The following is a 21,202-nucleotide window of genomic DNA, read 5'->3' on the forward strand; positions in this document are numbered from 1 at the left end:
AGGGGCGGGGGAAGGGCGCGGCCGGGCGGCGCGGTTTGCCGGGGCGCGGCGCGGTTAGGATCGCTGACGTGCGTATCACCAAGCTGGGGCACGCCTGCGTGCGCCTGGAGCGCGACGGCGCCGTCCTCGTGATCGACCCGGGCGGGTTCAGCGAGCCCGACGCCGCCGTGGGCGCCCACGCCGTGGCGATCACCCACGAGCACCCCGACCACCTCGACCTGGACCGGCTGCGCGCCGCCGCCGAGGCGGCGCCCGACGGGCTGGAGATCTACACCCACGCCGGGATCGCCGAGCAACTGGGCGGGCTGCGCGAGCTGGGCGCGCGCGTCACCGCCGTCGCCCACGGCGACACCATCGCGCCGGCGGGGTTCGACGTCCACGTCTACGGCGAGCGGCACGCGGTCATCCACCCCGACCTGCCGGTCGTCACCAACGTGGGGTTCCGGGTGGCCACCGAGCAGGGGGCGCTGTTCCACCCGGGCGACGCCCTGACCCTGCCCGAGGATCCGGTGAGCACGCTGCTGTTCCCGGTCCACGCGCCCTGGTCGAAGATCTCCGAGGTGGTGGACTACCTGCGCGCGGTTGCGCCGGCCCGCGCGGTGGCGGTGCACGACGCCCTGCTGAGCGAGACCGGCGCGGGGGTGTACTTCCGCAACCTGGGCAACCTGGTGCAGGGGGTGGAGGTCGCCCGGCTGCTGCCCGGCGACTCCGCCGAGGGCTGATCAGCGCCTCCCCCGCGCGGCCGCACCGTCTCCGGCCTGTCCCCTACCCCCTCTCGCGGCCCCGGCCGGACCCCCGGCGGAGGGCGTCGCGGGCGTGCGCGCGGGCCCAACCGGGATGTGATCGGATCATCACGCTTTGACCCTAGGCAGGCGCGGGCTTGACCCATACGATGTGGGGAGTCCGGTGAGCCGACCGGATTCGCAAATCAATACAGAAACGGACATACGACCAAAGATTGGTCAGTGCAGCTCTGTTTCGGTAACGGTTAGGCGAGTAATTTCCCCACCCCCCGTGCACAAGCGGGAGCGGGGATGGCATGATTACGTACCGGCCCGCAGGGAGAGCGGCACCGCCTCCCCGGCTGTTCGTGTGAGCGCCCCGCCGGTTTCGGCGGTTCGGCGCGGTGGTTCAACTCGAAACCACACCCGGGAACACCGAAGCAATGCACGGCGTTCAGGTCGTGCGGGGTTGCTCACGCTGCATGACCTTTGTCTGACCCTGTCTTCCCAACAGCTTACTAGTGATTTCAGTAGAGGTGGTTCAACCATGTCTCAGGTACGTCGGCAGGCCGCGCTGCGCCCCCGCCCGCACTGGGGGTGGCAGGATGCCGCCGCGTGCCGGGGCGAGGACCTTGTGCTCTTCTTCGGCCCCGACGGTGAGCGTCAGCCGGAGCGGGAGATCCGTGAGCGCAAGGCCAAGGAGATCTGTGCGCAGTGCCCCGTCCGTACCGAGTGCCTCGACTACGCGATTTCGCGGCCCGAGAAGTACGGCACGTGGGGCGGCCTGAACGAAGACGAGCGCGCGTCGGAGCGCCGGCGCCGGATGCGCCGCGCCAACGCGGCCTGACCCCAGACATCTGCGCCCCCTCCAGGCACGACTCGCGACATCGCGAGGGTTGACACCGCCACGACGGAGTGCCGGCCCCGGCCGACACCCCTGAACGCGGGCCGACCCGATGCGGTCCGAGACAACAGTTCTTCGCCCGGCCCCCGGCCATACCCGCGGCGCCCCGACGGTCTCCGTCGAGGGCGCCGCGGGTTTTTTACCCGCCTCCGCCAAAGTCCACACCCCTTGAAGCGCCGGTGTTTCCGAGCCCACAGTGCTTCCCGGCCCCCGGTGCCGCCCGCGCTTCTCACCGCCGTACTCCCCGCCCGCCGTGCCGCCCGGTGCCCCCGAAGCCCTGCGGCGGTCCCCGCCGCCCGGGCGGGGCCGGTGGCCCCGGGCGGCTAGAGGTGGCGCTCGAACCACGCCACGGCGGCCTCGCCCACGGTGCGCCGCCCGGCCTCGGTGTCGAGCAGTTCCTCGGCCCCGGGGACGGTGCGCGTGCGGTGCGGCCCGCCCACACGGGCCAGCGACCACTCCACCAGCTCGCGGACGAAGGAGTCGCCGCCCTGCACCAGCGCCAGCACCGGCGCCCGCACCCCCGGCAGCGCCTCGGCCGCCAGGTCCGGCCGGCCGCCGTGCAGTGCCACGGCCGCGATGTCGGCCGGGCGCGCGGCGGCGGCCGCCAGCGCGGCGGGCACCCCGGCCCCCGCGCCGAACAGCCCGACGCGGCGCCCGGCGGAGTCGGTGGAGCGCAGCAGCCAGCCCACCGCCGCCTCCAGGCGCCGGGCGGGCACCGCCGCCGGCGGCTCGGCCGCTCCGCCGGGGCCGGCGCCGCGCCGGGCGGCGTCCTCCTCGGGCGTGAGCAGGTCCAGCAGCAGGGTGGTGTAGCCGGCCCGGCCCAGGGCGGCGGCCACCGCCCGGCGCGCGGGGTCCTCCCGTTCGCGGCCCAGCGCCAGCACGACGGTGCCCCGCGCCCCGGGCACGGTCGCCAGTTCAGCCTCCAGGTCGACGTCGCCGGAGCGGATGCGCACCGCCCGCGCGTGCGCGGGCGCGGCGGCGCGGTCGGCCACCGCGTCCAGCAGCGCCGTCACCTCGGAGTCGGTGAGCTGGGTGAAGTCGCGGTACCACTCCCCCACCGCGTGGAAGTTGTCGGGCACCGTCAGCGCGACGACGCGGTCGGCCTCCTCGGCGAGCGCGTCGAGGGCGGCCTGGGCCGCCACCGGGACCGCCAGCAGCAGCCGCGCGGGTTCGCGGCGGCGCACCATGCGCAGGGCGGCGCGGGCGGTGCCGCCGGTGGCGATCCCGTCGTCGACCACCACGACGTCGCGGCCCCGGGGGTCCACGGGCGCCCGGCCGCGCCGGTAGACCTCGACGCGGCGGGCGAGCTCGGCGCGCTCGGCCTCGACCGTGTCGGCCAGGTCGGCGCGCGTCAGCCGCAGCCGGGCCAGCGCCCGGTCGTCGTAGCAGATGCGGCCGTCCTCGGCGAGGGCGCCCACGCCCAGCTCGGGGTGGCCGGGCACGCCGATCTTGCGCACGATCAGCACGTCCAGCGGGATGCCCAGCAGGCGGGCGAGTTCGGCGCCCACCGGCACGCCGCCGCGCGGCAGGGCCAGCACGAGCGGGTCGGCGACGGCGAGCGGGCGCACGCGCTCGGCGAGGCGCCGGCCGGCCTCGGCGCGGTCGGTGAACGGCAGTGACACGGGCAGCGGATTCATAGCGGTGTCGGCGCCCGCCGCCGCGCGGCGGAGCGGGGCGCCACTCCTCGTCCGGTCGGCACGCGGCGCGAATGTTACGGGCATACCCGGTCGAACCGGCCGGACACCCCTCGGCCGGGGCGGTGCCCGGCCTCAGTCGCCGGACCTGCGGAAGTCGCTTTCGAGCAGGCCCATGATGAGCGCGTCGTGGCGGCGGCCGTCCCACAGCAGGGCGTCGCGCAGCCGCCCCTCGACGGTGAACCCGCAGGCGCGGTACACCGCGATGGCGCGCATGTTGAAGGCGTAGACGTTGAGCCAGACGCGGTGCAGCCGCACCCGGTTGAAGGCGTAGTCGAGGATGAGCCGCGTGGCCTCCTTGCCCAGCCCCTGGCCGGTGAACTCGATCGCCGACAGCGCGATGCGGTAGGCCGCGCTCTCGTTGTCGGGGTCGACCTCGTCCAGCGCCAGCTCGCCGACGAACCGGCCGCCGGGCTCCTCGAAGATGGCCAGGTCCAACCGGTCGATCTGCTCGGCCCGGGTCGCGCACCACTGGCGGATCTCGTCGTAGCCGGGCCTGCGGTGCGCGCCGGTGAGCCGCCGGATCTCCTCGTCGCGGGTGGACTCGTAGAAGTCATCGGCGTGCTCGGCGCTCAGCGGGACCAGCCGTACGCGCTCTCCGACCAGCGTGGGCTTCTCGCGCAGCGCGCGCAGGTCGATCATCGGTGGGGGCTCCCGGTGAGGTGAGAGGGATGTGTGGTTCGGGGGGCGAAGACGAACGGGATCTCCGGGGGGTTCGGTGCGGGCGGCCGCGGTCGCGGCCAGAAGATCATATGTAAAAGGCGGACACCGTCCGGCACAACCCCTGCGGCGGGGCCGGAGGCGGCCGGTCGCATAGCATCCTGGGGTCGGCGCGCGACTCATGGGATCCTGGGAGGTTTGGTGGCGGTCGAACGGCGCTCGGGGAGACCCGACACCACGGCACGGCGGGCCCGCCTGGCGGTGGCCGTCCTGTTCCTGGCGAACGGCTTCTCCTACGCCAACATCGTGCCCTGGCTGCCGGCCATCAAGGCCGAACTGGAGCTGTCCAACGCCGCGCTGGGCACGGCCATCGGCGCGATGCCGCTGGGAGCGCTCCTGACCGGCATGCTGGCGGGTCCGCTCATCGCCCGCTTCGGCAGCGGCCGGGTGGCGGTGGTCTCCGGGCTGCTGATCGCGGCGGTGCTGCCGGTCGTGGCGATCGCCCCGGCGTGGTGGGCGCTGGCGCTGAGCCTGTTCGCCGTGGGCTGGCTGGACGCCTGGATGGACTCCGCCATGAACACCCACGGCCTGCGCGTGCAGCGCCGCTACGGCCGCACCATCATCAACGCCTTCCACGGGCTGTGGAGCGTGGCCGCCGTCGCCGGCGGCCTGGTCGGCTCCACCATGGCCGGCTGGGGGGTGCCGCGCCCGGCGCACCTGCTGGGGGTGGGCGTGGTGATCGCGGTGGCGCTGCTGGTGACGGCGCGGCTGCTGCTGCCCGGCCGCGACCGCGACGACGACCCCGCCGAGGAGCACCCGGCGCCCGCGGCGGGCCGCCGGCGGGGCTTCGGCGTGCCGGGGCGCTCGGTGGGGCTGCTGCTGGTCCTCAGCGTCTTTTTGATGATGGCCGGGGCGATCGAGGACTCCGCCGCGTCGTGGGGCGCGGTCTACATGCGCGACGAGCTGGCCGCGCCGCTGCTGATGGCCGGCATGCCGTTCGTGGCCTGCCAGGCGATGATGACGCTGGGCCGGATGGTGGGCGACCGCGTGACCGACCGCCTGGGCGCGGTGGCGGTGGCCCGCGCGGGCGCGCTGCTGTCGGGTGCGGGGCTGGCGGCGGCGCTGCTGCTGGCGCATCCGGTCGCGGCGGTGGTGGGCTTCGGCGCGATGGGGCTGGGAGTGTCGATCCTGTTCCCGCTGGCGCTGGCGGCGGCCGGGGAGATCCCCGGGCTGCGCGGAGGGCACGGCGTGGCGCTGGCCGCGTGGCTGGCGCGCGCGGGCTTTTTGGGGGTGCCGCCGCTGATCGGGGTGGTGGCCGACGCCGCGTCGCTGACGGCCGGGCTGTGGCTGGTGCCGGCGGCCTGCGTGGTGGCGGCGGTGCTCGCCGGGGGGCTGCGGCCGGGCGCGGGCGCGCGGCCGGCGGTGCCCGCCGCCGACGCGGCCGGCCGCGAGCCGGGGAGCCGCTGAGGCGGCTGCGGCGCGGCGCACCGCGCGCGGAGACGGCGAGGCCGCCCCGGTTCTACCGCACCGGGGCGGCCTCGCGCTGGCGGGGTCCTACTGGACCGGCGCCGGGCGCCGGGTGGCGTAGAGGGTGATCGCGCCGATGCCGGTCGCGATGACACCGCCCATGACGAACCCGGTCAGGTCCACACCCGTGGTGGGGAGGTAGGGGGTGGAACCGCCGTCGTCGGAGTCGGGCCCCCGGGGGGGGGCGCCCCCCGGGGGGGCGTACACGGGGCCCGTCCCGGTGCCCCCCCCCGCGGTGTCGGCGGGAGGCGGCACGGCGCCGCCGTCGTCGCCGCCATCGCCGCCGGGGCTCTCGTCCCCGGGGTCCTCAGCGGGGGGCGGGGTCTCCCCCGGGTCCTCGCCACCGGGGTCCTCCGGTCCCGGGTCTTCACCGCCGGGGTCCTCACCGCCCGGGTCCTCGCCACCGGGGTCCTCACCGCCGGGGTCCTCGCCACCGGGGTCTTCACCGCCGGGGTCCTCCCCGCCCGGGTCCTCACCGCCGGGGTCTTCACCGCCGGGGTCCTCCCCGCCCGGGTCCTCACCGCCGGGGTCTTCACCGCCGGGGTCCTCCGGCGGCGGGTCGACCGGCGGAGGCGGGTCCGGCGGCAGGTCGGGCAGGATCGGGTCCAGGATCCCGCCGTCGCCCGTGTCCTGCGACTGCGCGGGCGGCGCCGGCGCGGTCTGCGGGGTGACGGGCGCCAGGCCGAAGTCGACGCTGATGGGCGCCTCCTCGGCCGCGGGCGCCTGCGCCGGGGGCTGCTCCTGGGTGACCGTGGTCTCAGGCGCGGCCTGGCCCTCGGCGGTGTCGGCGAACGCCGGGGCACCGGAGAACCCGGCGGCCAGCAGGCCGGCAGCCGCCACGCCGATCGCGCGTGGTGTCAGCGACATAACGCTCCTCTCTGTCTTCTCGGGGGCTTATTCGGGCAAGAGGGCGTAAAGGTCGCCACCGGCGACCACGACAGCGCGGCCGTCGAGCAGGCCCCACGGCCGGGCGACGTCGCCCTCAAGTTCGATCGGGTCGGCGCCGGCGGTCACCGCGACCTGCGCGCCGTCCAGTTCGCCGAAGGCGACCTCCCCGGCGGCACTCGCCGACGCGAACCCCTCCAGGACCGCGCCGGTGCCCGTCGCGAGGTCGAAGACGACGGGTCCGTAGACGGCCACCGCCTCGCCGTGGGTCCAGGGAGCGTCGTCGGCGGCCGCCTGGGCGGGGACCTCGGCCGCGGCGCGCACGGTGCCGTCGGCGGCGTCGTGCAGGGCCAGGACGCGGCGGTCCTCGGCGCCGGGCACCCGCCAGGAGGTGACCAGGGTGTCGCCGCCCGCCGTCAGCACCTCCGCGAGGTCGCCGGCGCCCTCGGGGGTCCGCGGCCGGACCTCCTCGCGGGTGCCGTCGGGGGCGACCCACACCCAGGGGCCGCGCACCACGGCGGTGAGGACGCGGCCGCCGTCCGACAGCAGCGCGCCCGAGCCCTCGGGCTTGGTGACGGGCGCCAGCTCGGCGCCGGAGGGGATGGAGGGGCGGCCCTCGGCCATCACGAGCGGACCGGCGCCCGCGAAGGTGACCTCGGCCCCCTCGGGGAGTTCGTAGGCGCGGGGCTCGCCCCCGCCGGACGGCCACACCCACAGCCGGTCGGGTCCGACCACGGCGACGCCCTGGTCGCCGTCCACGGTGACGAAGCGGGGCGGTCCGGACATCTCGTCGGCGGGCAGCGGCAGGTCGGCGCTCCAGGCGGTCTGGCCGCCGGGTCCGACCACCCGCAGGCGGCCGTCGACGTCCACGAGCGCGGCGCGGTCGCCGGCCGGGGAGACGTCGGGCTGGGTGCCGTCGCGCATGGGCAGCCGCCACTGCGCCTGCTCGGTGAACCCGGGCGGCGCCTGGCGGGCCTGGAGGGTGACGGTGGGCTGCTCTGGCCCGGCGGCGGGGTCGTCGGCCAGCGCGCCGGGCAGGTAGCGCACGGCGGCGAACCCGCCGCCGCCCAGCACGGCGAGCACCACCACGCCGCCCGCCGCCACGGCGGCGATCCGCCCGGCGCGCCCGCGCCGGCGCGGGCGGTCGGCCATGAGGGCGACCTCGCGGCCGCCGGCGGCGCGCACCACGCCGGTGGGGCTGACGATGAGCTGCCAGGCGCCGTTGACGTCGCGCGCGTTGACCAGCACCGAGCGGCCCAGGTGGGCGGCGTAGTCGGCGACGAGGTCCAGGGCGGCGTTGCGGGTCTCCTTGGGCGTGGTGCCGGAGACGACGCGGGTCTGGCGCTCGATGGTGACCTCGGCGCTGCGCTCGTCGGCGGCGACCACCAGGACGACCGGGCTGCGGTGGGGGTGGGCGTCGGCTGCCTCGGTCATGGCCGGACCTCGCGGCGGGCCGACCCGTGGCCCCGGAGTCGGCCGGCGCGGGTCCGCCTCGCGGTGGCGGCCCGGCGCGGCGGAGACGCTGCGGTCATGTGTTGGTGAACCTGTTCCGTCAGGAGGGATGCGGTCGTCCAGGGGCGCCGGGCGCAGGGGGACCAGGGCCGGGCGGCGGGGGGCCGACCGAGGTCGCCGAGCCGGACGGGTGCGAGGAGGTCATCACGGGTCACGGCGATGATACTGATAGGTCGCACACGTGTCCGGAGCGGGAGCGGTGCGCGTGAGCGCCCGCGTACCCACCGCGACGCTGGGGGCGCCGCGGGCGCCCGCCGGGTGGTGCAGGCGCCCACCTGCGCCGATCCCGGCTCCGGCGCGCCGGCCGGTAGGTTATCGCCCCGCCCGCCGCCGCGCCCGCGCGCCTCACGATGATCGCACGCTTTTTTGGCCACATCCGGCCGCCCCGGCGCGGCGGGGTGTTTCAGCAGGTGTCCAGCATGTCGGCCAGGGCGGAGCGGTCGGCGGGCGGCAGGGTGAGGCCGTACTCGTCGACGACCCCGACGTAGGCCACGGCGTAGGCGCAGCGGAACCCGGGGTAGGGCCGCCACTCCCCCGGCCCGGAGTCGCCCTTGGCCTGGTTGGCCGACCCGTCGGAGGCGAGCAGGTTGTCGGGGTCGTTGGCGAACTCCACGCGGCGGTCGCGGTCCCAGTCCTCGGCGCCGGTGCGCCAGGCCAGGGCCAGCGGCACGACGTGGTCGATCTGGACCTCCATGGGGTCATCGGCGGAGAAGGTGACGCGGTCGCCGGTGTAGGGGTCCTCCAGCACGCCGCTGACGACGGTGCAGTCGGACTCCACCTCGGTGTCCTCCAGATCGCGGGCGAGGATGTCGTGGCGGGTGGGGCAGCCGTTGTCGTCGGTGTCGATCCAGTCGGAGCCGAAGGCGTCGCGCTCGTAGTCGTCGCCGGGGGCGGGCGGCGCGGTCTCGATGCCGCGCAGGGCGGCGCGGGCCTCGGCGGCCTCATCGGGTGACACGGGGTCGCCGGCGGGCGGGGCGCCGGTGTCCTGCGGCGCGCCCGGCGGCGGGCCGGCGCCCACGGCGGCGCGCAGCCAGGCGAGCGGGTCGGCGCCGGTGAGCAGCGCGGCGACCACGACGAGGACCAGCAGCGCGGCCGGGGCGATCACCAGACCGGCGCGGCGGGCGGGGCGGGGGCGGCGTTGGGGGCGGGGCGTGCGGGACCTGCGGGACATGGGCACCTGTGCCGGCGGGGTCGGGGGCGGGGAGTCGGGGGGAAGGGGGGCGGGGATGGGGCGGGCGGCGCGCGGGGCGCCGCCCCTACGAGGATGCCGGAGGCCGGTCGCGCTCGGGCGCCGGGGGCGGGGTGGCGCCGGCGTCGGGCTCGGCGGCGGGCGCGGGCGGGGTGTCGGGCTGCTCGGGCATGCGGTGGCGCGGCCGGCCGGGGTCGGCCGGCTCGGGGCCGGGGGCGGGGCCAGGGCCGGCGGGATCGTCCGCCACGGGCGCGGGGGCGGCGGCCGTGCCGGTCCCGGCGTCGGCGCCGGGAGCGGTGCCGCTCCTGGGTCGGGCGCCGCCGCCGTCGCCGGTCCGGGTGTCCGCGTCATCGCCGGCCCGGGTGTCGGCGCCGTGGTCGGCCCGGGTGACGGCGTCGGCGTCGCCGGCGTCGCCGGTGTCCCTGCCGGTCCCGAGGTAGCGGTCGCCGCCCCACCCCAGCAGCCGCCGCATCCGCGCGGTGATCTCCTGCTCGTCGTCGGGCTCGGGCACCGGCCCGGCGCTGCGCAGCGCGGCCTCGCGCCGGTCCACCAGCGCCCGCGCGCGGGCGTGGCGGCGGGCGGCGATCCGCGCGCGGGCGGCGGCGGTGCGCGGGGTGGGCCACATGGCGTCGATCTCGGCGTTGAGGGCCGAGCCGATGAGCACCGCCAGGGCCATCAGCCACAGCCAGGCCAGGATCGCGATGGGCGCCGACAGCGAGCCGTAGATGGTGACCTGGCCGAAGGAGGCGTCCAGGTAGAGCCGCAGCAGGACCGAGCCGGCCAGCAGCACCGCCATCGCCACCAGGGCGCCGGGCAGGTAGCGCCACAGCGGGGTGCGCACCGGCGTGCTGAGCACGTACAGCAGCGCCACGGCCAGCGTGGACAGCCCGCCCACGGTGGGCCAGTAGGCGAGGTTGAGGTAGCCCACGGTGGCGGGCAGCAGGCGGTGGACCAGGTCGGGGCCGGCGACCAGGACGGGCAGCACGGCGAGCACGAACAGCAGGCCGCCCAGGTAGGCGACGAAGGCCAGGACCCGCTGGCGCACGTAGCCGCGCAACTCGTCCAGGCCGTAGGCGATGGTGATGGCGTCGATGAAGACGTTCATGGCGCGCGAGCCCGACCACAGCGAGATCAGGAAGGTCACCGACAGCAGGCCGGTCTCGGCGCCGGCCAGGAACTCGTCCACCAGCGGGGCGACGATGGAGTCGACGGTGTCGGCGGTCAGCACCGTGGCGGCCAGGTCCAGCAGCCACACCCGGATCTCCAGGACGGTGCCGGTGCCCAGCACCGGCCGCAGGTGGCCCAGGGTGCCGACCAGCCCCAGCAGCAGTGCGGGCAGCGACAGCAGGGAGAAGAACGCCGACTCCGCGGCCAGGCCCACCACGCGGGTGCGGGCGGTGGTGCGCGCGGTGCGGCCTACGAGCACGCCGACCCGGGCGGTCCGCGGGTGCGCCTGGCACCAGTGGTCCGCCCACGCGACCGTGTCGCGCGCCGCGCGCTTGAGCATGCCCCACACATCCCCCAACCTAGGCCCGTGAAAAGGGCGGAGGCGGACGACGAGGCTGCCGGGGCGGCGACACGGCCGATTCGATGGCGAAACGTGATGCGTTTCCCGACCGAGCGAGTAGGATAAGAAGGTTTTCGCGTGACGGGATTCACCGGTTCCGGCCGCCCCCGCGATCTGGACAACGGCGGTCGCGGCGTGGCATTGTCAAGGCATGATCGCTGCTTTGGACCCGATGCTCTGCGTGCGCCGGCACGTGGACTTCCTGCGGGTCCGCAGTGCCATCTGTCGTCACGTCGGTTGATCTGGCCGCTTCGTATTCTGACTCGCCCGCACTCTGGGGCGCGAGCGGCGCCGACGTCCTCCCACGCCGAACCTTGCCGATGCGCGCGCACACCGTTGTGCCGGGCCGCGAGGTCGTAAGCCGTGGCGCTCGCGCCGGCCCGCGCCGTCCCGCGATCCGCTTCGGAGGACCCCGTAATGCCTCCCACGTCCGCAACGACCGGCTCCCGGCCGCGCCGAGGTGAAGGCCAATGGGCCCTCGGCTACCGCGAACCCCTCAACAAGAACGAAGAGAACAAGAAGAACGACGACGGCCTGAACGTCCAGCGCCGCATCATCGACATCTACTCCAAGGCGGGGTTCGACTCCATCGACCCCGCCGACCTGCGGGGCCGGTTCCGCTGGCTGGGGCTCTACACCCAGCGCGCCCCCGGCATCGACGGCGGCAAGACCGCCGTGCTGGAGCCCGAGGAGCTGGACGACCGCTACTTCATGCTGCGGGTGCGCATCGACGGCGGCCAGCTCTCGGTGGCCCAGTTGCGCGCCATCGCCGAGATCTCCAGCACCTACGCGCGCGACACCGCCGACGTCACCGACCGGCAGAACGTCCAGCTTCACTGGATCCGGGTCGAGGACGTGCCCGCCATCTGGGAGCGGCTGGAGGCCGTGGGGCTGTCGACCATGGAGGCGTGCGGCGACACCCCCCGCGTGATCCTGGGCTGTCCGCTGGCCGGCATCGACGAGAACGAGATCGTCGACGCCACCCCCCAGATCCGCGAGATCTACGACACCTACATCGGCAGCCCGCTGTTCTCCAACCTGCCGCGCAAGTTCAAGACGTCGGTGTCGGGGTGCTCGGCCTACTGCACCAACCACGAGATCAACGACGTGGCCTTCGCCGGGGTGATCGGCCCCGACGGCACCCCCGGCTTCGACCTGTTCGTGGGCGGCGGGCTGTCGACCAACCCGATGTTCGCCCAGCGGCTGGGCTCCTTCGTTCGGCCCGACCAGGTCACCGAGGTCTGGGCCGGGGTCACCGCCATCTTCCGCGACTACGGCTACCGGCGGCTGCGCCACCGCGCCCGCATCAAGTTCCTGATCAAGGACTGGGGCGCGGCGAAGTTCCGCGAGGTGCTGGAGAAGGAGTACCTGGGCTACGCGCTGCCCGACGGCCCCGAGGTGGAGCTGCGCCCCGACCTCCAGCGCGACCACATCGGCGTGCACCGCCAGCGCGACGGCCGCAACTACGTGGGGTTCGCCCCGCGCGTGGGCCGGGTCTCGGGCGCGGTGCTGGCCCGCATCGCCGACATCGCCGAGGAGCACGGGTCGGACCGCATCCGCACCACCGCCGACCAGAAGCTGGTGCTGCTCGACATCGCCGACGACCGGGTCGACTCCGTGGTGGCCGCGCTTGAGGCCGAGGACCTCCAGGTGCGGCCCAGCGTGTTCCGCCGCCAGACCATGGCCTGCACCGGGATCGAGTACTGCAAGCTGGCGATCGTCGAGACCAAGGCGCGCGGCGCCGACCTGATCGACGAACTGGAGCGGCGGCTGCCCGACTTCCCCGAACCGGTGACCATCAACCTCAACGGCTGCCCCAACTCCTGCGCCCGGATCCAGGTCGCCGACATCGGCCTCAAGGGCCAACTGGTGACCGACTCCCAGGGCCGCCAGGTGGAGGGGTTCCAGGTGCACCTGGGCGGCGGCATGGGGCTCAACGCGAGCTTCGGCCGCAAGGTGCGCGGCCTCAAGACCACCGCCGAGGAGCTGCCCGACTACGTCGAGCGGGTGCTGCGCCGGTTCCTGGACCAGCGCGCAGCCGACGAGTCCTTCGCCGCGTGGGCGGCGCGCGCCGAGGACGGCGATCTGAAGTGAGCGGCGCGCACCGGGGGCCGGGCGCGGGCGCGGCCCCCGGGCGGCCGTCGGGCGCCGCGCGGCGCCCCCGCGCCGCGCCCGCACCGGGCACACCGGCACGACCGACGACACCGACGACACCGCAGGGCCGGAGAGGAGCAGTGAGGCCGCGATGAGTGAGCGCGCAGCCCCCTTCTACTGCCCCTACTGCGGCGACGAGGACCTGATGCCGCACGAGGGCGACGGCGAGCGGGGCGCGGGATACGCCTGGGCCTGCCTGTCCTGCGCGCGGGTGTTCCGAGTGAAGTTCATCGGCCTGAGATCGGCCGCCTTCGGCGGCCCGGAGCAGGGCCCGGCACCAACGGATGGGAACGCATGAACGTCACATTGGAGGACGGCCAGAGGCTCGCCGAGCGCGCCGCGGCCGACCTGGAGGACGCGAGCGCCCAGGAGATCATCCAGTGGGCCGCCGACACCTTCGGCGACGGGCTGTGCATGACCTCGTCCATGGCCGACGCGCTCATGGTTGACCTGGCGTCCAAGGTCGTGCCCGGGATCGACGTCATCTTCCTGGACACCGGCTACCACTTCGCCGAGACCATCGGCACCCGCGACGCGGTGGCCCAGATCTACCCCATCAACCTGATCAACGTGACCCCGCTGCGCACGGTCGCCGAGCAGGACCGCGACCTCGGCCCCCGGCTGCACGGGCGCAACCCCAACATCTGCTGCCACCTGCGCAAGGTGGAGCCGCTCCAGCGGGCGCTGGAGCCCTACTCCGCGTGGCTGACCGGCCTGCGCCGCGACGAGGCCGCCACCCGGCGCGACATCGGCGTGGTGCAGTGGGACCGCCGCCGGCAGATGGTGAAGGTCAACCCCATCGCGCGCTGGACCCAGGACGACGTGGACGCCTACATGGCCGACAACGGCGTGCTGGTCAACCCGCTGCGCTACGACGACTACCTCTCGATCGGCTGCGCCCCCTGCACGCGGCGGGTGGCGCCGGGCGAGGACCCCCGCGCGGGCCGCTGGGCGGGGCTGAGCAAGACCGAGTGCGGGATCCACCTCTGAACGGGGGTCACGCGGCGGGCGAGCGGGCCGGCGGCGCACACGCGGCCGTCCGGCCCGGTGAAGGAGGACCGGTGGACACACGCCAGGAGGCGCCGCGCGACGTCCCGCTGGTGGCGGTGGCGCACGGCAGCGCCGACCCCCGCTCGGCCGAGGCCGTGGAGGCGGTGTTCGCACGGGTGCGGCGGCTGCGCCCCGGCCTGGACGTGCGCGTGGCCTACCTCGACCACGTGGCCCCCGGCGCCGAGGACGCGCTGCGCGCCCTGGCCGCCGAGGGCGCCGGCCGGGCGGTGGTGCTGCCGGCGCTGCTGACCGCCGCCTACCACAGCAAGGTGGACCTGCCGGCGGTGCTGGCGCGGGTGCGGGAGTCCTGCCCGTGGCTGGGGGTGGCCTACGGCGCGACGCTGGGGCCGCACCCGCTGCTGCTGGCCGCGCTGGAGCGGCGGCTGGCCGAGGCCGGCGCCGCGCCCGGCCCCGACACCGCCCTGGTGCTGGCCTCGGCCGGCTCCAGCGATCCGGCGGCCAACGCGGTGATCGCGCGCATGGCCCAGGCGCTGGCCCGGCGCGCGCCCTGGCGCGCGGTGGTGCCGGCGTATGCCTCGGCGGCCGCGCCGACGCCGGGGCAGGCCGTGGCGCGGCTGCGCGCGCGGGGGGCGCGCCGCGTGGCGGTGGCCGGCTACCTGCTGGCGCCGGGCTTCTTCGCCGACCGGGTCGCCGACCAGGCGCTGGCGGCGGGCGCGGCGGCGGTGGCGCCCGCGCTGGGCGACGCCCCCGAACTGGCCGAGGTGGTGCTGCGCCGCTACGACGCCGCGCTGGGCAGGGTGCCCGCCGCCGGCGCGGTGGGCGCCTCGGCCGCCCCCGGGGCTCCCGGGTAGCGCCGTCCGCCCCTCGGCGCTGGCGCGCCCGGCGCCGAGGGGTGATGATGTGGGCATGAGCGACTACTACACCCCCGGCGAGGTCGCCGAGCGCTTCGGCCTGAGCCTGGACACCCTGCGCTACTACGAGCGCGAGGGCCTGCTCACCGAGGTGGAGCGGTCCACCAGCGGCCACCGCCGCTACCGCGCCGCCGACGTCGAACTGCTGGGCCTGGTGCGCTGCCTGCGCGACACCGGCATGCCGATCTCCCGGCTGCGCGGGTTCGCCGAACTGGTGCGCGCGGGCGACTCCACCATCCCGCGCCGGGTGGAGGTGCTGCGCGACCACGCCGAGCACGTCGCCGAGCAGATGGCCGAACTGCGCCGCACCCAGGAGGCGATCGAGCACAAGATCGCCTACTACGAGGGCGTGCTGGCGGTGCGCTCGGCCGCGCCCGCCGACGTGCCCGAGCCCGCCCCGGCCGCGCGCTGAAGGCACCGGGGCGCACCGCGCGGGCTGTGCCGGCCGTGCGGGCCGCGCCGGCCGCGCGCGGGCGCCTTTTCCGCTGCACCGCCGCCGGGCCGTGCGCCGGGGGCCGCGCGACGAGGCGTTAGTCTGGGCGCGGTACGGCCCGAACCGCGTTCGGGAGTTGTCGAACGGAAAGGCCGCCATGCCGCCCACCCACGAGGTCGTCAACCAGGCCGAGCCGCTGGAGGACCACGACGTCGCCGCCGACGCCGCGCTGGCGGCGGGCCTGGAGCGCGAGGAGGCGGGCTGGGCGGCCGAGGAGGTCCACGAGCTGGGGCGCCTGGCCGGGACCGCCCGCGCCCGCGCCTGGGGCGAGCAGGCCGGCACCCACCCCCCGGTGCTGCGCACCCACGACCGCTACGGCCACCGCGTCGACGAGGTCGACTTCCACCCCGCCTGGCACGTGCTGCTGGACACCGCCGTCTCGCGGGGCCTGCACGCCGCACCGTGGGCTGACTCCCGCCCCGGCGCCCACGTCGCCCGCGCCGCGAAGTTCTACGTGTGGTCGCAGGTGGAGAGCGGCCACGGCTGCCCGGTGTCGATGACGTATGCCGCGGTGCCCGCGCTGCGCCACGCCCCCGAACTGGCGGCGCGGCTGGAGCCGCTGCTGACCGCCCGCGCCTACGACTTCGGCCTGCGCCCGCCCCAGGCCAAGCGCGGCATCCTGGCGGGGATGTCGATGACCGAGAAGCAGGGCGGCTCCGACGTGCGGGCCAACTCCACCCGCGCGGTGCCCGCCGCCGAACCCGGCACCTACCTGCTGACCGGGCACAAGTGGTTCACCTCGGCGCCGATGAGCGACGTGTTCCTGGCACTGGCCCAGGCGCCGGAGGGCCTGACCTGCTTTGTGGTGCCCCGGGTGCTGCCCGACGGCACCCGCAACCCCATGCTGCTCCAGCGGCTCAAGGACAAGCTGGGCAACCGCTCCAACGCCTCGGCCGAGGTGGAGTACGACGGCGCGCTGGCGTGGCGCGTCGGCGAGCCGGGGCGAGGGGTGCCCACCATCATCGAGATGGTCAACGGCACCCGGCTGGACTGCGTCATCGGCTCGGCGGCGGGCATGCGCGCCGGCCTGGTGCAGGCCGTGCACCACGCCCAGCACCGCCGCGCGTTCGGCCGCCCGCTGATAGATCAGCCCTTGATGCGCAACGTGCTGGCCGACCTGGCGCTGGAGTCGGAGGCCGCGACCACGCTGATGACGCGGCTGGCCGGCGCCGCCGACCGGGCCGTGCGCGGCGACGCCGCCGAGGCGGCGTTCCGCCGGGTGGCGGTGGCCGTCGGCAAGTTCTGGGTGACCAAGCGGCTGCCCGCGCACGCCGCCGAGGCGCTGGAGTGCCTGGGCGGCAACGGCTACGTGGAGGAGTCGGGCATGCCCCGGCTGTTCCGCGAGTCCCCGCTCAACTCCATCTGGGAGGGGTCGGGCAACGTCGCGGCGCTGGACGTGCTGCGCGCCCTGGCCCGCACCCCCGACAGCGCCGAGGCGTTCACGGCCGAGCTGCGGCTGGCCGAGGGCGCCGACGCCCGCTTCGACGCCGCGCTCAAGCGGCTGCTGGACGATCTGGCCGACCCCGAGGAGGCGGAGTTCCGCGCCCGCACCCTGGTAGAGGAGATGGCGCTGCTGCTCCAGGCGGCGCTGCTGCTGCGCCACGCCCCGGCGGCGGTGGCCGACGCGTTCGTGGGCACCCGCCTGGGCACCGGCTCGGGCCGGGTGTTCGGCGGCCTGCCGCGCGGCACCGACACCGCCGCCGTCATCGAGCGCGCCCGGCCCCGGCCGGCCTGAGCTGGCGCGGCCGGCCCGCGCCCGGCGCGCTCCCCCGGCGGGCACCGGAGCCGGCCCGGTTGCCCGAAAGACCGGCAAGTTTGCGCAAGTTCAGGAATACTCCCCCGGACTCGACGGAAGAACCACTTCGTCATCGGACGTATGAGAAACGAGATTGCTTGCCATGGTGGAAGTCTGGCCCGGTACCGCCTACCCCCTCGGCGCCACCTACGACGGGTCGGGGACGAACTTCTCGCTGTTCTCCGAAGCCGCCGACAAGGTGGAGCTGTGCCTGTTCGACGACGAGGACACCGAGACCCGCGTCACGCTGACCGAGAACGACGGCTACGTCTGGCACGGGTACCTGCCCGGTGTGGGGCCGGGCCAGCGCTACGGCTACCGGGTGCACGGCCCCTACGCCCCTGAGCACGGCCGGCGCTGCAACCCCAACAAGCTCCTGGTGGACCCCTACACCAAGGCCATCGACGGCGACATCACCTGGCACGAGTCGCTGTTCAGCTACCACTTCGACGACCCGGAGCGGCGCAACGACAACGACAGCGCGCCCTATGTGCCCAAGTGCGTGGTGGTCAGCCCCTTCTTCGACTGGGGCAACTCCGCCCGGCCGCAGATCCCCTACCACGAGACCGTCATCTACGAGACGCACGTGCGCGGGCTGACCATGCGCCACCCCGAGATCCCCGAGCACCAGCGCGGCACCTACGCCGGCCTGGCCCACCCGGCGATGATCGACTACCTGTCGTCGCTGGGGGTCACGGCGGTGGAGCTGATGCCGGTGCACCAGTTCGTGCCCGAGCACGCGCTGGTGGCGCGCGGCCTGACCAACTACTGGGGCTACAACACCCTGGCCTACCTGGCCCCGCACAGCCGCTACGCCGCCAACGGGTCGCGCGGCGAGCAGGTGCAGGAGTTCAAGGCCATGGTGAAGTCGCTGCACGAGGCCGGCATCGAGGTGCTGCTGGACGTGGTCTACAACCACACCATGGAGGGCGACCACATGGGGCCGACCCTCTCGCTGCGCGGCATCGACAACCTCAACTACTACCGGGTGGCCGACGACGACCCGCGCTACTACCTGGACTACACCGGCTGCGGCAACAGCCTCAACGTGCGCCACCCCCACGCCCTCCAGCTCATCATGGACTCCCTGCGCTACTGGGCGACCGAGATGCACGTCGACGGGTTCCGGTTCGACCTCGCCTCGGCGCTGGCCCGGGAGTTCCACGACGTGGACCGGCTGAGCACGTTCTTCGACATCGTGCAGCAGGACCCGGTGATCTCCCAGGTCAAGCTGATCGCCGAGCCCTGGGACGTGGGTCCGGGCGGCTACCAGGTGGGCAACTTCCCGCCGCTGTGGACGGAGTGGAACGGCAAGTACCGCGACACCGTGCGCGACTTCTGGCGCGGGGAGCCGGTGGTGCCCGAACTGGCCTCGCGGCTGTCGGGCTCCAGCGACCTCTACCAGGACGACGGCCGCCGCCCCTACGCCTCGATCAACTTCGTCACCTGCCACGACGGGTTCACCCTCACCGACCTGGTGTCCTACGACCACAAGCACAACGAGGCCAACGGCGAGGACAACCGCGACGGCACCGACGACAACCGCTCCTCCAACCACGGCGTCGAGGGGCCCTCGGAGCACCCCGAGATCGTCACCGTGCGCCGCCGCCAGGTCCGCAACCTGCTCAGCACGCTGTTCTTCTCCCAGGGCGTGGTGATGCTCTCCCACGGCGACGAGATCGGCCGCACCCAGGGCGGCAACAACAACGCCTACTGCCAGGACAACGAGCTGGCCTGGATCGACTGGAAGCGGGCCGACGAGGAGTCCGACCTGCTGGAGTTCGTGCGCGAGCTGGCGCGGCTGCGCCGCGAGCACCCGGTCTTCCGGCGCCGCCGGTTCTTCCAGGGCCGGTTCTCCGGCGACGGCGGGCTGCCCGACATCGCCTGGCTGCGCACCGACGGCCGGCCCATGGGCGACCAGGACTGGGGGTCGGGCGGGCACGCCCTGGGGGTGTTCCTCAACGGCGACGCCATCAGCGAGCCCGACCCGCGCGGCCGGGCCGTCTCCGACGACTCCTTCCTGCTGCTGCTCAACAGCGGCACCGAGGCGGTGGAGTTCACCCTGCCCGGGGAGGAGTACGGGATCGCCTGGGAGACCGTGCTGGACACCGCCGAGCCCGACGTGGCCGACCGCCCGTTCGTGCCGGCCGGGCAGGCGGTGGACGTGATCGACAAGGCGCTGGTGGTGCTGCGGCGCGTGTCGCACAACGAGCCGGAGCCGGGCCGGGGCGTCTAACCTTCCAAGGCATGACCTCCGATTCCGCCGCACCGGCCACCGCCCCCGGCGCGCCCCGCTTCCGCGCGCTGCTGCCCGAGCCCGCCGCCGACGTCGACCTCGCCGCGGCCTACGCCTACCCCGCCGGCCTGGCGGGGCCCTGGCTGCGGGCCAACATGGTGGCCAGCGCCGACGGCGGGGCGTGGGGGCCCTCGGGCCGCACCGCCGAGCTGTCCTCGCCGCCCGACCGCGCGCTGATGTCGGTGCTGCGCGCCCACGCCGACGTGGTGCTGGCCGGCGCGGCCACGGCGCGCATCGAGGGCTACCGGCCGGTGCGGCCGCGCGAGGTGTGGGGCGACCTGCGGGCGGGGCGCACCGCCACGCCTCCCCTGGCGCTGGTGACCCGCACGCTGGACGTCCACCCCGACGTGCTGGAGAAGGCGCCGCCCGAGGCGCCCACGATCGTGTTCACCACCGAGTCGGCGCCGGCGGAGCGGCGGCGGGCCGCCGCCGCGCGCGGCGCCGACGTGGTGGTGGCCGGGGAGGAGTCGGTGGCGCCCGAGGCGGTCCTGGCCGAACTGGGCGCGCGCGGGCTGGTGCGGGTGCTCACCGAGGGCGGGCCGCACCTGCTGGCGGAGTTCGCGGCGGCCGGGCTGCTGGACGAGCTGTGCCTGACGGTGAGCCCGCACCTGCTGGGTCCGGCGGCCGCGCGGATCGTGGCGGGCGGCGCGCCCTCCCACACCCAGGACCTGCGGCTGGCGGCGGTGCTGGAGTCGGAGGACTCGCTGTTCCTGCGCTACCGCAAGGCGTTCGACGATCCGGACCGCACCACGGGGTGAACCCGGAGTGAACGGCGGGAAACGGGATGCCGGATGTGGCCACGGACCACTCATGCCCGATTGCGCATAAAGGGTCGGTCAATCGGACATACCCGGATTGTGGTTTCCTGGCACACAACCCCCCGAACGGGGCCGTCCATGACTCGACTCCCCCACCGCTTCCCCCGGCCGCCGCGAGCGAGTGCCGCGCCCGCCCAGCCCCTCGGTCGCCGACACCTCGGTCGGGCCATCGCACATTACGGGCGAGAGGATGAACGCCGTGGCGACGTCCGATAACGACTCACCCCCGGTCTACCGCGAGATCGCCGACACGCTGCGCGAGGAGATCCGGTCGGGCCGGCTCTCCGACGGAGCCCGCGTACCGGGCGAGAACGACCTGATGAAGCAGTACGGCGTCGCCCGCGCCACCGCCCGCCAGGCGCTGTCGGTGCTCATCAACGAGGGCATCGTGGTGGCGATCCGGGGCTCGGGCATCTACGTGCGCGCGTTCCGCCCGCTGCGCCGGCACGGGCCGCGGCGGCTGTCGCGGGCGCTGTGGGGCAGCGGGCGCGCGGTGTGGCAGGCCGACGCCCCCGACGGCGACTTCGAGACCGACAGCATCGAGGTGGGCGAGGTCCCCGCGCCCGGCTACGTCGCCAAGGCGCTGGGGCTGGCCGAGGACACCCTCGTGGTACGGCGCCACCGCCGGTACCGCCTGGGCGGGCGGCCCATGCAACTGGCCACCTCCTACCTGCCGGCCAAGCTGGCGGCGGGCACGGCCATCGCCGAGGCCGACACCGGCCCCGGCGGCATCTACGCGCGGCTGGCCGAACTGGGCCGGGCGCCGGCCCACTTCACCGAGGAGATCCGGGTGCGCATGCCCACGCCCGACGAGGCGCGCGAGCTGCGGCTGAGCCCGGGCACCCCGGTGATGGACGTGCTGCGCACCGCCCTGACCGCCGAGCACGAGGCCGTGGAGTTCAACGAGATGACCCTGGACGGCTCGGCCTACGTCCTCCAGTACGACTTCGACGCCTGAGCCGCGCGGGGCCGCGCAAAGCCGCGCGAGGAGGCGCGCGCGGTGGGCCGCACCGCCGACCGCCGGGTGCGGTGCCCCGCGCGGCGGGCGCGGCGTGCCCGAACGC

18 protein-coding genes are annotated in these 21,202 nt (G+C 75.2%); 12 read left to right on the top strand and 6 right to left on the bottom strand.

Going from position 1 to position 21,202, the window contains the following annotated elements; all coding sequences use genetic code 11:
* Positions 1-68 precede the first annotated feature (68 nt).
* Both LG943_RS23140 and LG943_RS23145 read left to right on the top strand, forming a co-directional pair.
* Entirely contained in the window at positions 69-722 is a 654-nt protein-coding gene (locus tag LG943_RS23140) for an MBL fold metallo-hydrolase (RefSeq protein ID WP_270074465.1), read from the top strand.
* Between the two features lie 547 nt (positions 723-1,269).
* Complete coding sequence (locus LG943_RS23145) at positions 1,270-1,569, top strand: WhiB family transcriptional regulator (RefSeq protein WP_270074466.1); 300 nt, start codon at positions 1,270-1,272, stop codon at positions 1,567-1,569.
* A 380-nt stretch (positions 1,570-1,949) separates the two neighbouring features.
* Here LG943_RS23145 and LG943_RS23150 read toward each other — a convergent pair whose 3' ends face one another.
* Positions 1,950-3,263, bottom strand: a complete 1,314-nt coding sequence (locus LG943_RS23150) for a phosphoribosyltransferase (protein ID WP_270074467.1) — start codon at positions 3,261-3,263, stop codon at positions 1,950-1,952.
* Positions 3,264-3,395: 132 nt separating this feature from the next.
* Positions 3,396-3,962 (bottom strand): GNAT family N-acetyltransferase, encoded by a 567-nt coding sequence (locus LG943_RS23155; RefSeq protein WP_270074468.1) that lies wholly within the window; start codon positions 3,960-3,962, stop codon positions 3,396-3,398.
* Positions 3,963-4,181: 219 nt separating this feature from the next.
* Here LG943_RS23155 and LG943_RS23160 point away from each other — a divergent pair, with 219 nt between their 5' ends.
* On the top strand, positions 4,182-5,447 hold the full coding sequence (locus tag LG943_RS23160; protein ID WP_270074469.1) for an MFS transporter: 1,266 nt from the start codon (positions 4,182-4,184) through the stop codon (positions 5,445-5,447).
* Between the two features lie 87 nt (positions 5,448-5,534).
* On the opposite strand, the gene LG943_RS23165 is transcribed toward LG943_RS23160, so the two are convergent.
* From LG943_RS23165 to LG943_RS23180, 4 genes are all read right to left on the bottom strand, one after another.
* Positions 5,535-6,374 carry a hypothetical protein gene (locus tag LG943_RS23165; protein WP_270074470.1) on the bottom strand — a complete coding sequence of 280 codons (840 nt, stop codon included), beginning with the start codon at positions 6,372-6,374 and terminating at the stop codon, positions 5,535-5,537.
* 27 nt (positions 6,375-6,401) lie between these two features.
* The gene (locus LG943_RS23170) at positions 6,402-7,826 is read right to left on the bottom strand and encodes a hypothetical protein (RefSeq protein ID WP_270074471.1); all 1,425 of its coding nucleotides are present in this window, start codon (positions 7,824-7,826) and stop codon (positions 6,402-6,404) included.
* Positions 7,827-8,307: 481 nt separating this feature from the next.
* Positions 8,308-9,075 (bottom strand): HNH endonuclease family protein, encoded by a 768-nt coding sequence (locus LG943_RS23175; protein ID WP_270074472.1) that lies wholly within the window; start codon positions 9,073-9,075, stop codon positions 8,308-8,310.
* 85 nt (positions 9,076-9,160) lie between these two features.
* Complete coding sequence (locus LG943_RS23180) at positions 9,161-10,600, bottom strand: YihY/virulence factor BrkB family protein (RefSeq protein ID WP_270074473.1); 1,440 nt, start codon at positions 10,598-10,600, stop codon at positions 9,161-9,163.
* Between the two features lie 477 nt (positions 10,601-11,077).
* Here LG943_RS23180 and LG943_RS23185 point away from each other — a divergent pair, with 477 nt between their 5' ends.
* From LG943_RS23185 to LG943_RS23225, 9 genes are all read left to right on the top strand, one after another.
* On the top strand, positions 11,078-12,754 hold the full coding sequence (locus LG943_RS23185) for a nitrite/sulfite reductase (RefSeq protein ID WP_270074474.1): 1,677 nt from the start codon (positions 11,078-11,080) through the stop codon (positions 12,752-12,754).
* 151 nt (positions 12,755-12,905) lie between these two features.
* Entirely contained in the window at positions 12,906-13,112 is a 207-nt protein-coding gene (locus tag LG943_RS23190) for a hypothetical protein (protein WP_270074475.1), read from the top strand.
* Complete coding sequence (locus LG943_RS23195; RefSeq protein ID WP_270074476.1) at positions 13,109-13,804, top strand: phosphoadenylyl-sulfate reductase; 696 nt, start codon at positions 13,109-13,111, stop codon at positions 13,802-13,804. Before LG943_RS23190 ends, LG943_RS23195 begins: the two co-directional genes overlap by 4 nt.
* Before the next feature lie 71 nt (positions 13,805-13,875).
* A complete protein-coding gene (locus tag LG943_RS23200) occupies positions 13,876-14,676 on the top strand; it encodes a sirohydrochlorin chelatase (RefSeq protein WP_270074477.1) in 801 nt (266 codons plus the stop codon).
* A 55-nt stretch (positions 14,677-14,731) separates the two neighbouring features.
* Positions 14,732-15,148 carry a MerR family transcriptional regulator gene (locus LG943_RS23205; RefSeq protein WP_270074478.1) on the top strand — a complete coding sequence of 139 codons (417 nt, stop codon included), beginning with the start codon at positions 14,732-14,734 and terminating at the stop codon, positions 15,146-15,148.
* Between the two features lie 178 nt (positions 15,149-15,326).
* Complete coding sequence (locus tag LG943_RS23210) at positions 15,327-16,964, top strand: acyl-CoA dehydrogenase family protein (RefSeq protein ID WP_270074479.1); 1,638 nt, start codon at positions 15,327-15,329, stop codon at positions 16,962-16,964.
* 163 nt (positions 16,965-17,127) lie between these two features.
* A complete protein-coding gene (gene glgX / locus LG943_RS23215) occupies positions 17,128-19,260 on the top strand; it encodes a glycogen debranching protein GlgX (RefSeq protein ID WP_270074480.1) in 2,133 nt (710 codons plus the stop codon).
* 11 nt (positions 19,261-19,271) lie between these two features.
* On the top strand, positions 19,272-20,078 hold the full coding sequence (locus tag LG943_RS23220) for a dihydrofolate reductase family protein (protein ID WP_270074481.1): 807 nt from the start codon (positions 19,272-19,274) through the stop codon (positions 20,076-20,078).
* 259 nt (positions 20,079-20,337) lie between these two features.
* Positions 20,338-21,096, top strand: coding sequence for a GntR family transcriptional regulator (locus LG943_RS23225; RefSeq protein ID WP_270074482.1), 759 nt, complete (start codon positions 20,338-20,340; stop codon positions 21,094-21,096).
* Positions 21,097-21,202 lie beyond the last annotated feature (106 nt).

Source organism: Streptomonospora mangrovi (genome assembly GCF_027604915.1).
Lineage (GTDB): Bacteria > Actinomycetota > Actinomycetes > Streptosporangiales > Streptosporangiaceae > Streptomonospora > Streptomonospora mangrovi.

What these genes read in the sequence shown, in the direction of transcription:
- LG943_RS23145 (WP_270074466.1), top strand. Translation starts at nt 1,270, where the DNA reads ATGTCTCAGGTACGTCGGCAGGCCGCGCTGCGCCCCCGCCCGCACTGG.
- LG943_RS23150 (WP_270074467.1), bottom strand. Translation starts at nt 3,263, where the DNA reads ATGAATCCGCTGCCCGTGTCACTGCCGTTCACCGACCGCGCCGAGGCC.
- LG943_RS23155 (WP_270074468.1), bottom strand. Translation starts at nt 3,962, where the DNA reads ATGATCGACCTGCGCGCGCTGCGCGAGAAGCCCACGCTGGTCGGAGAG.
- LG943_RS23165 (WP_270074470.1), bottom strand. Translation starts at nt 6,374, where the DNA reads ATGTCGCTGACACCACGCGCGATCGGCGTGGCGGCTGCCGGCCTGCTG.
- LG943_RS23170 (WP_270074471.1), bottom strand. Translation starts at nt 7,826, where the DNA reads ATGACCGAGGCAGCCGACGCCCACCCCCACCGCAGCCCGGTCGTCCTG.
- LG943_RS23175 (WP_270074472.1), bottom strand. Translation starts at nt 9,075, where the DNA reads ATGTCCCGCAGGTCCCGCACGCCCCGCCCCCAACGCCGCCCCCGCCCC.
- LG943_RS23180 (WP_270074473.1), bottom strand. Translation starts at nt 10,600, where the DNA reads ATGCTCAAGCGCGCGGCGCGCGACACGGTCGCGTGGGCGGACCACTGG.
- LG943_RS23185 (WP_270074474.1), top strand. Translation starts at nt 11,078, where the DNA reads ATGCCTCCCACGTCCGCAACGACCGGCTCCCGGCCGCGCCGAGGTGAA.
- LG943_RS23190 (WP_270074475.1), top strand. Translation starts at nt 12,906, where the DNA reads ATGAGTGAGCGCGCAGCCCCCTTCTACTGCCCCTACTGCGGCGACGAG.
- LG943_RS23195 (WP_270074476.1), top strand. Translation starts at nt 13,109, where the DNA reads ATGAACGTCACATTGGAGGACGGCCAGAGGCTCGCCGAGCGCGCCGCG.
- LG943_RS23205 (WP_270074478.1), top strand. Translation starts at nt 14,732, where the DNA reads ATGAGCGACTACTACACCCCCGGCGAGGTCGCCGAGCGCTTCGGCCTG.
- LG943_RS23210 (WP_270074479.1), top strand. Translation starts at nt 15,327, where the DNA reads ATGCCGCCCACCCACGAGGTCGTCAACCAGGCCGAGCCGCTGGAGGAC.
- glgX (WP_270074480.1), top strand. Translation starts at nt 17,128, where the DNA reads ATGGTGGAAGTCTGGCCCGGTACCGCCTACCCCCTCGGCGCCACCTAC.
- LG943_RS23220 (WP_270074481.1), top strand. Translation starts at nt 19,272, where the DNA reads ATGACCTCCGATTCCGCCGCACCGGCCACCGCCCCCGGCGCGCCCCGC.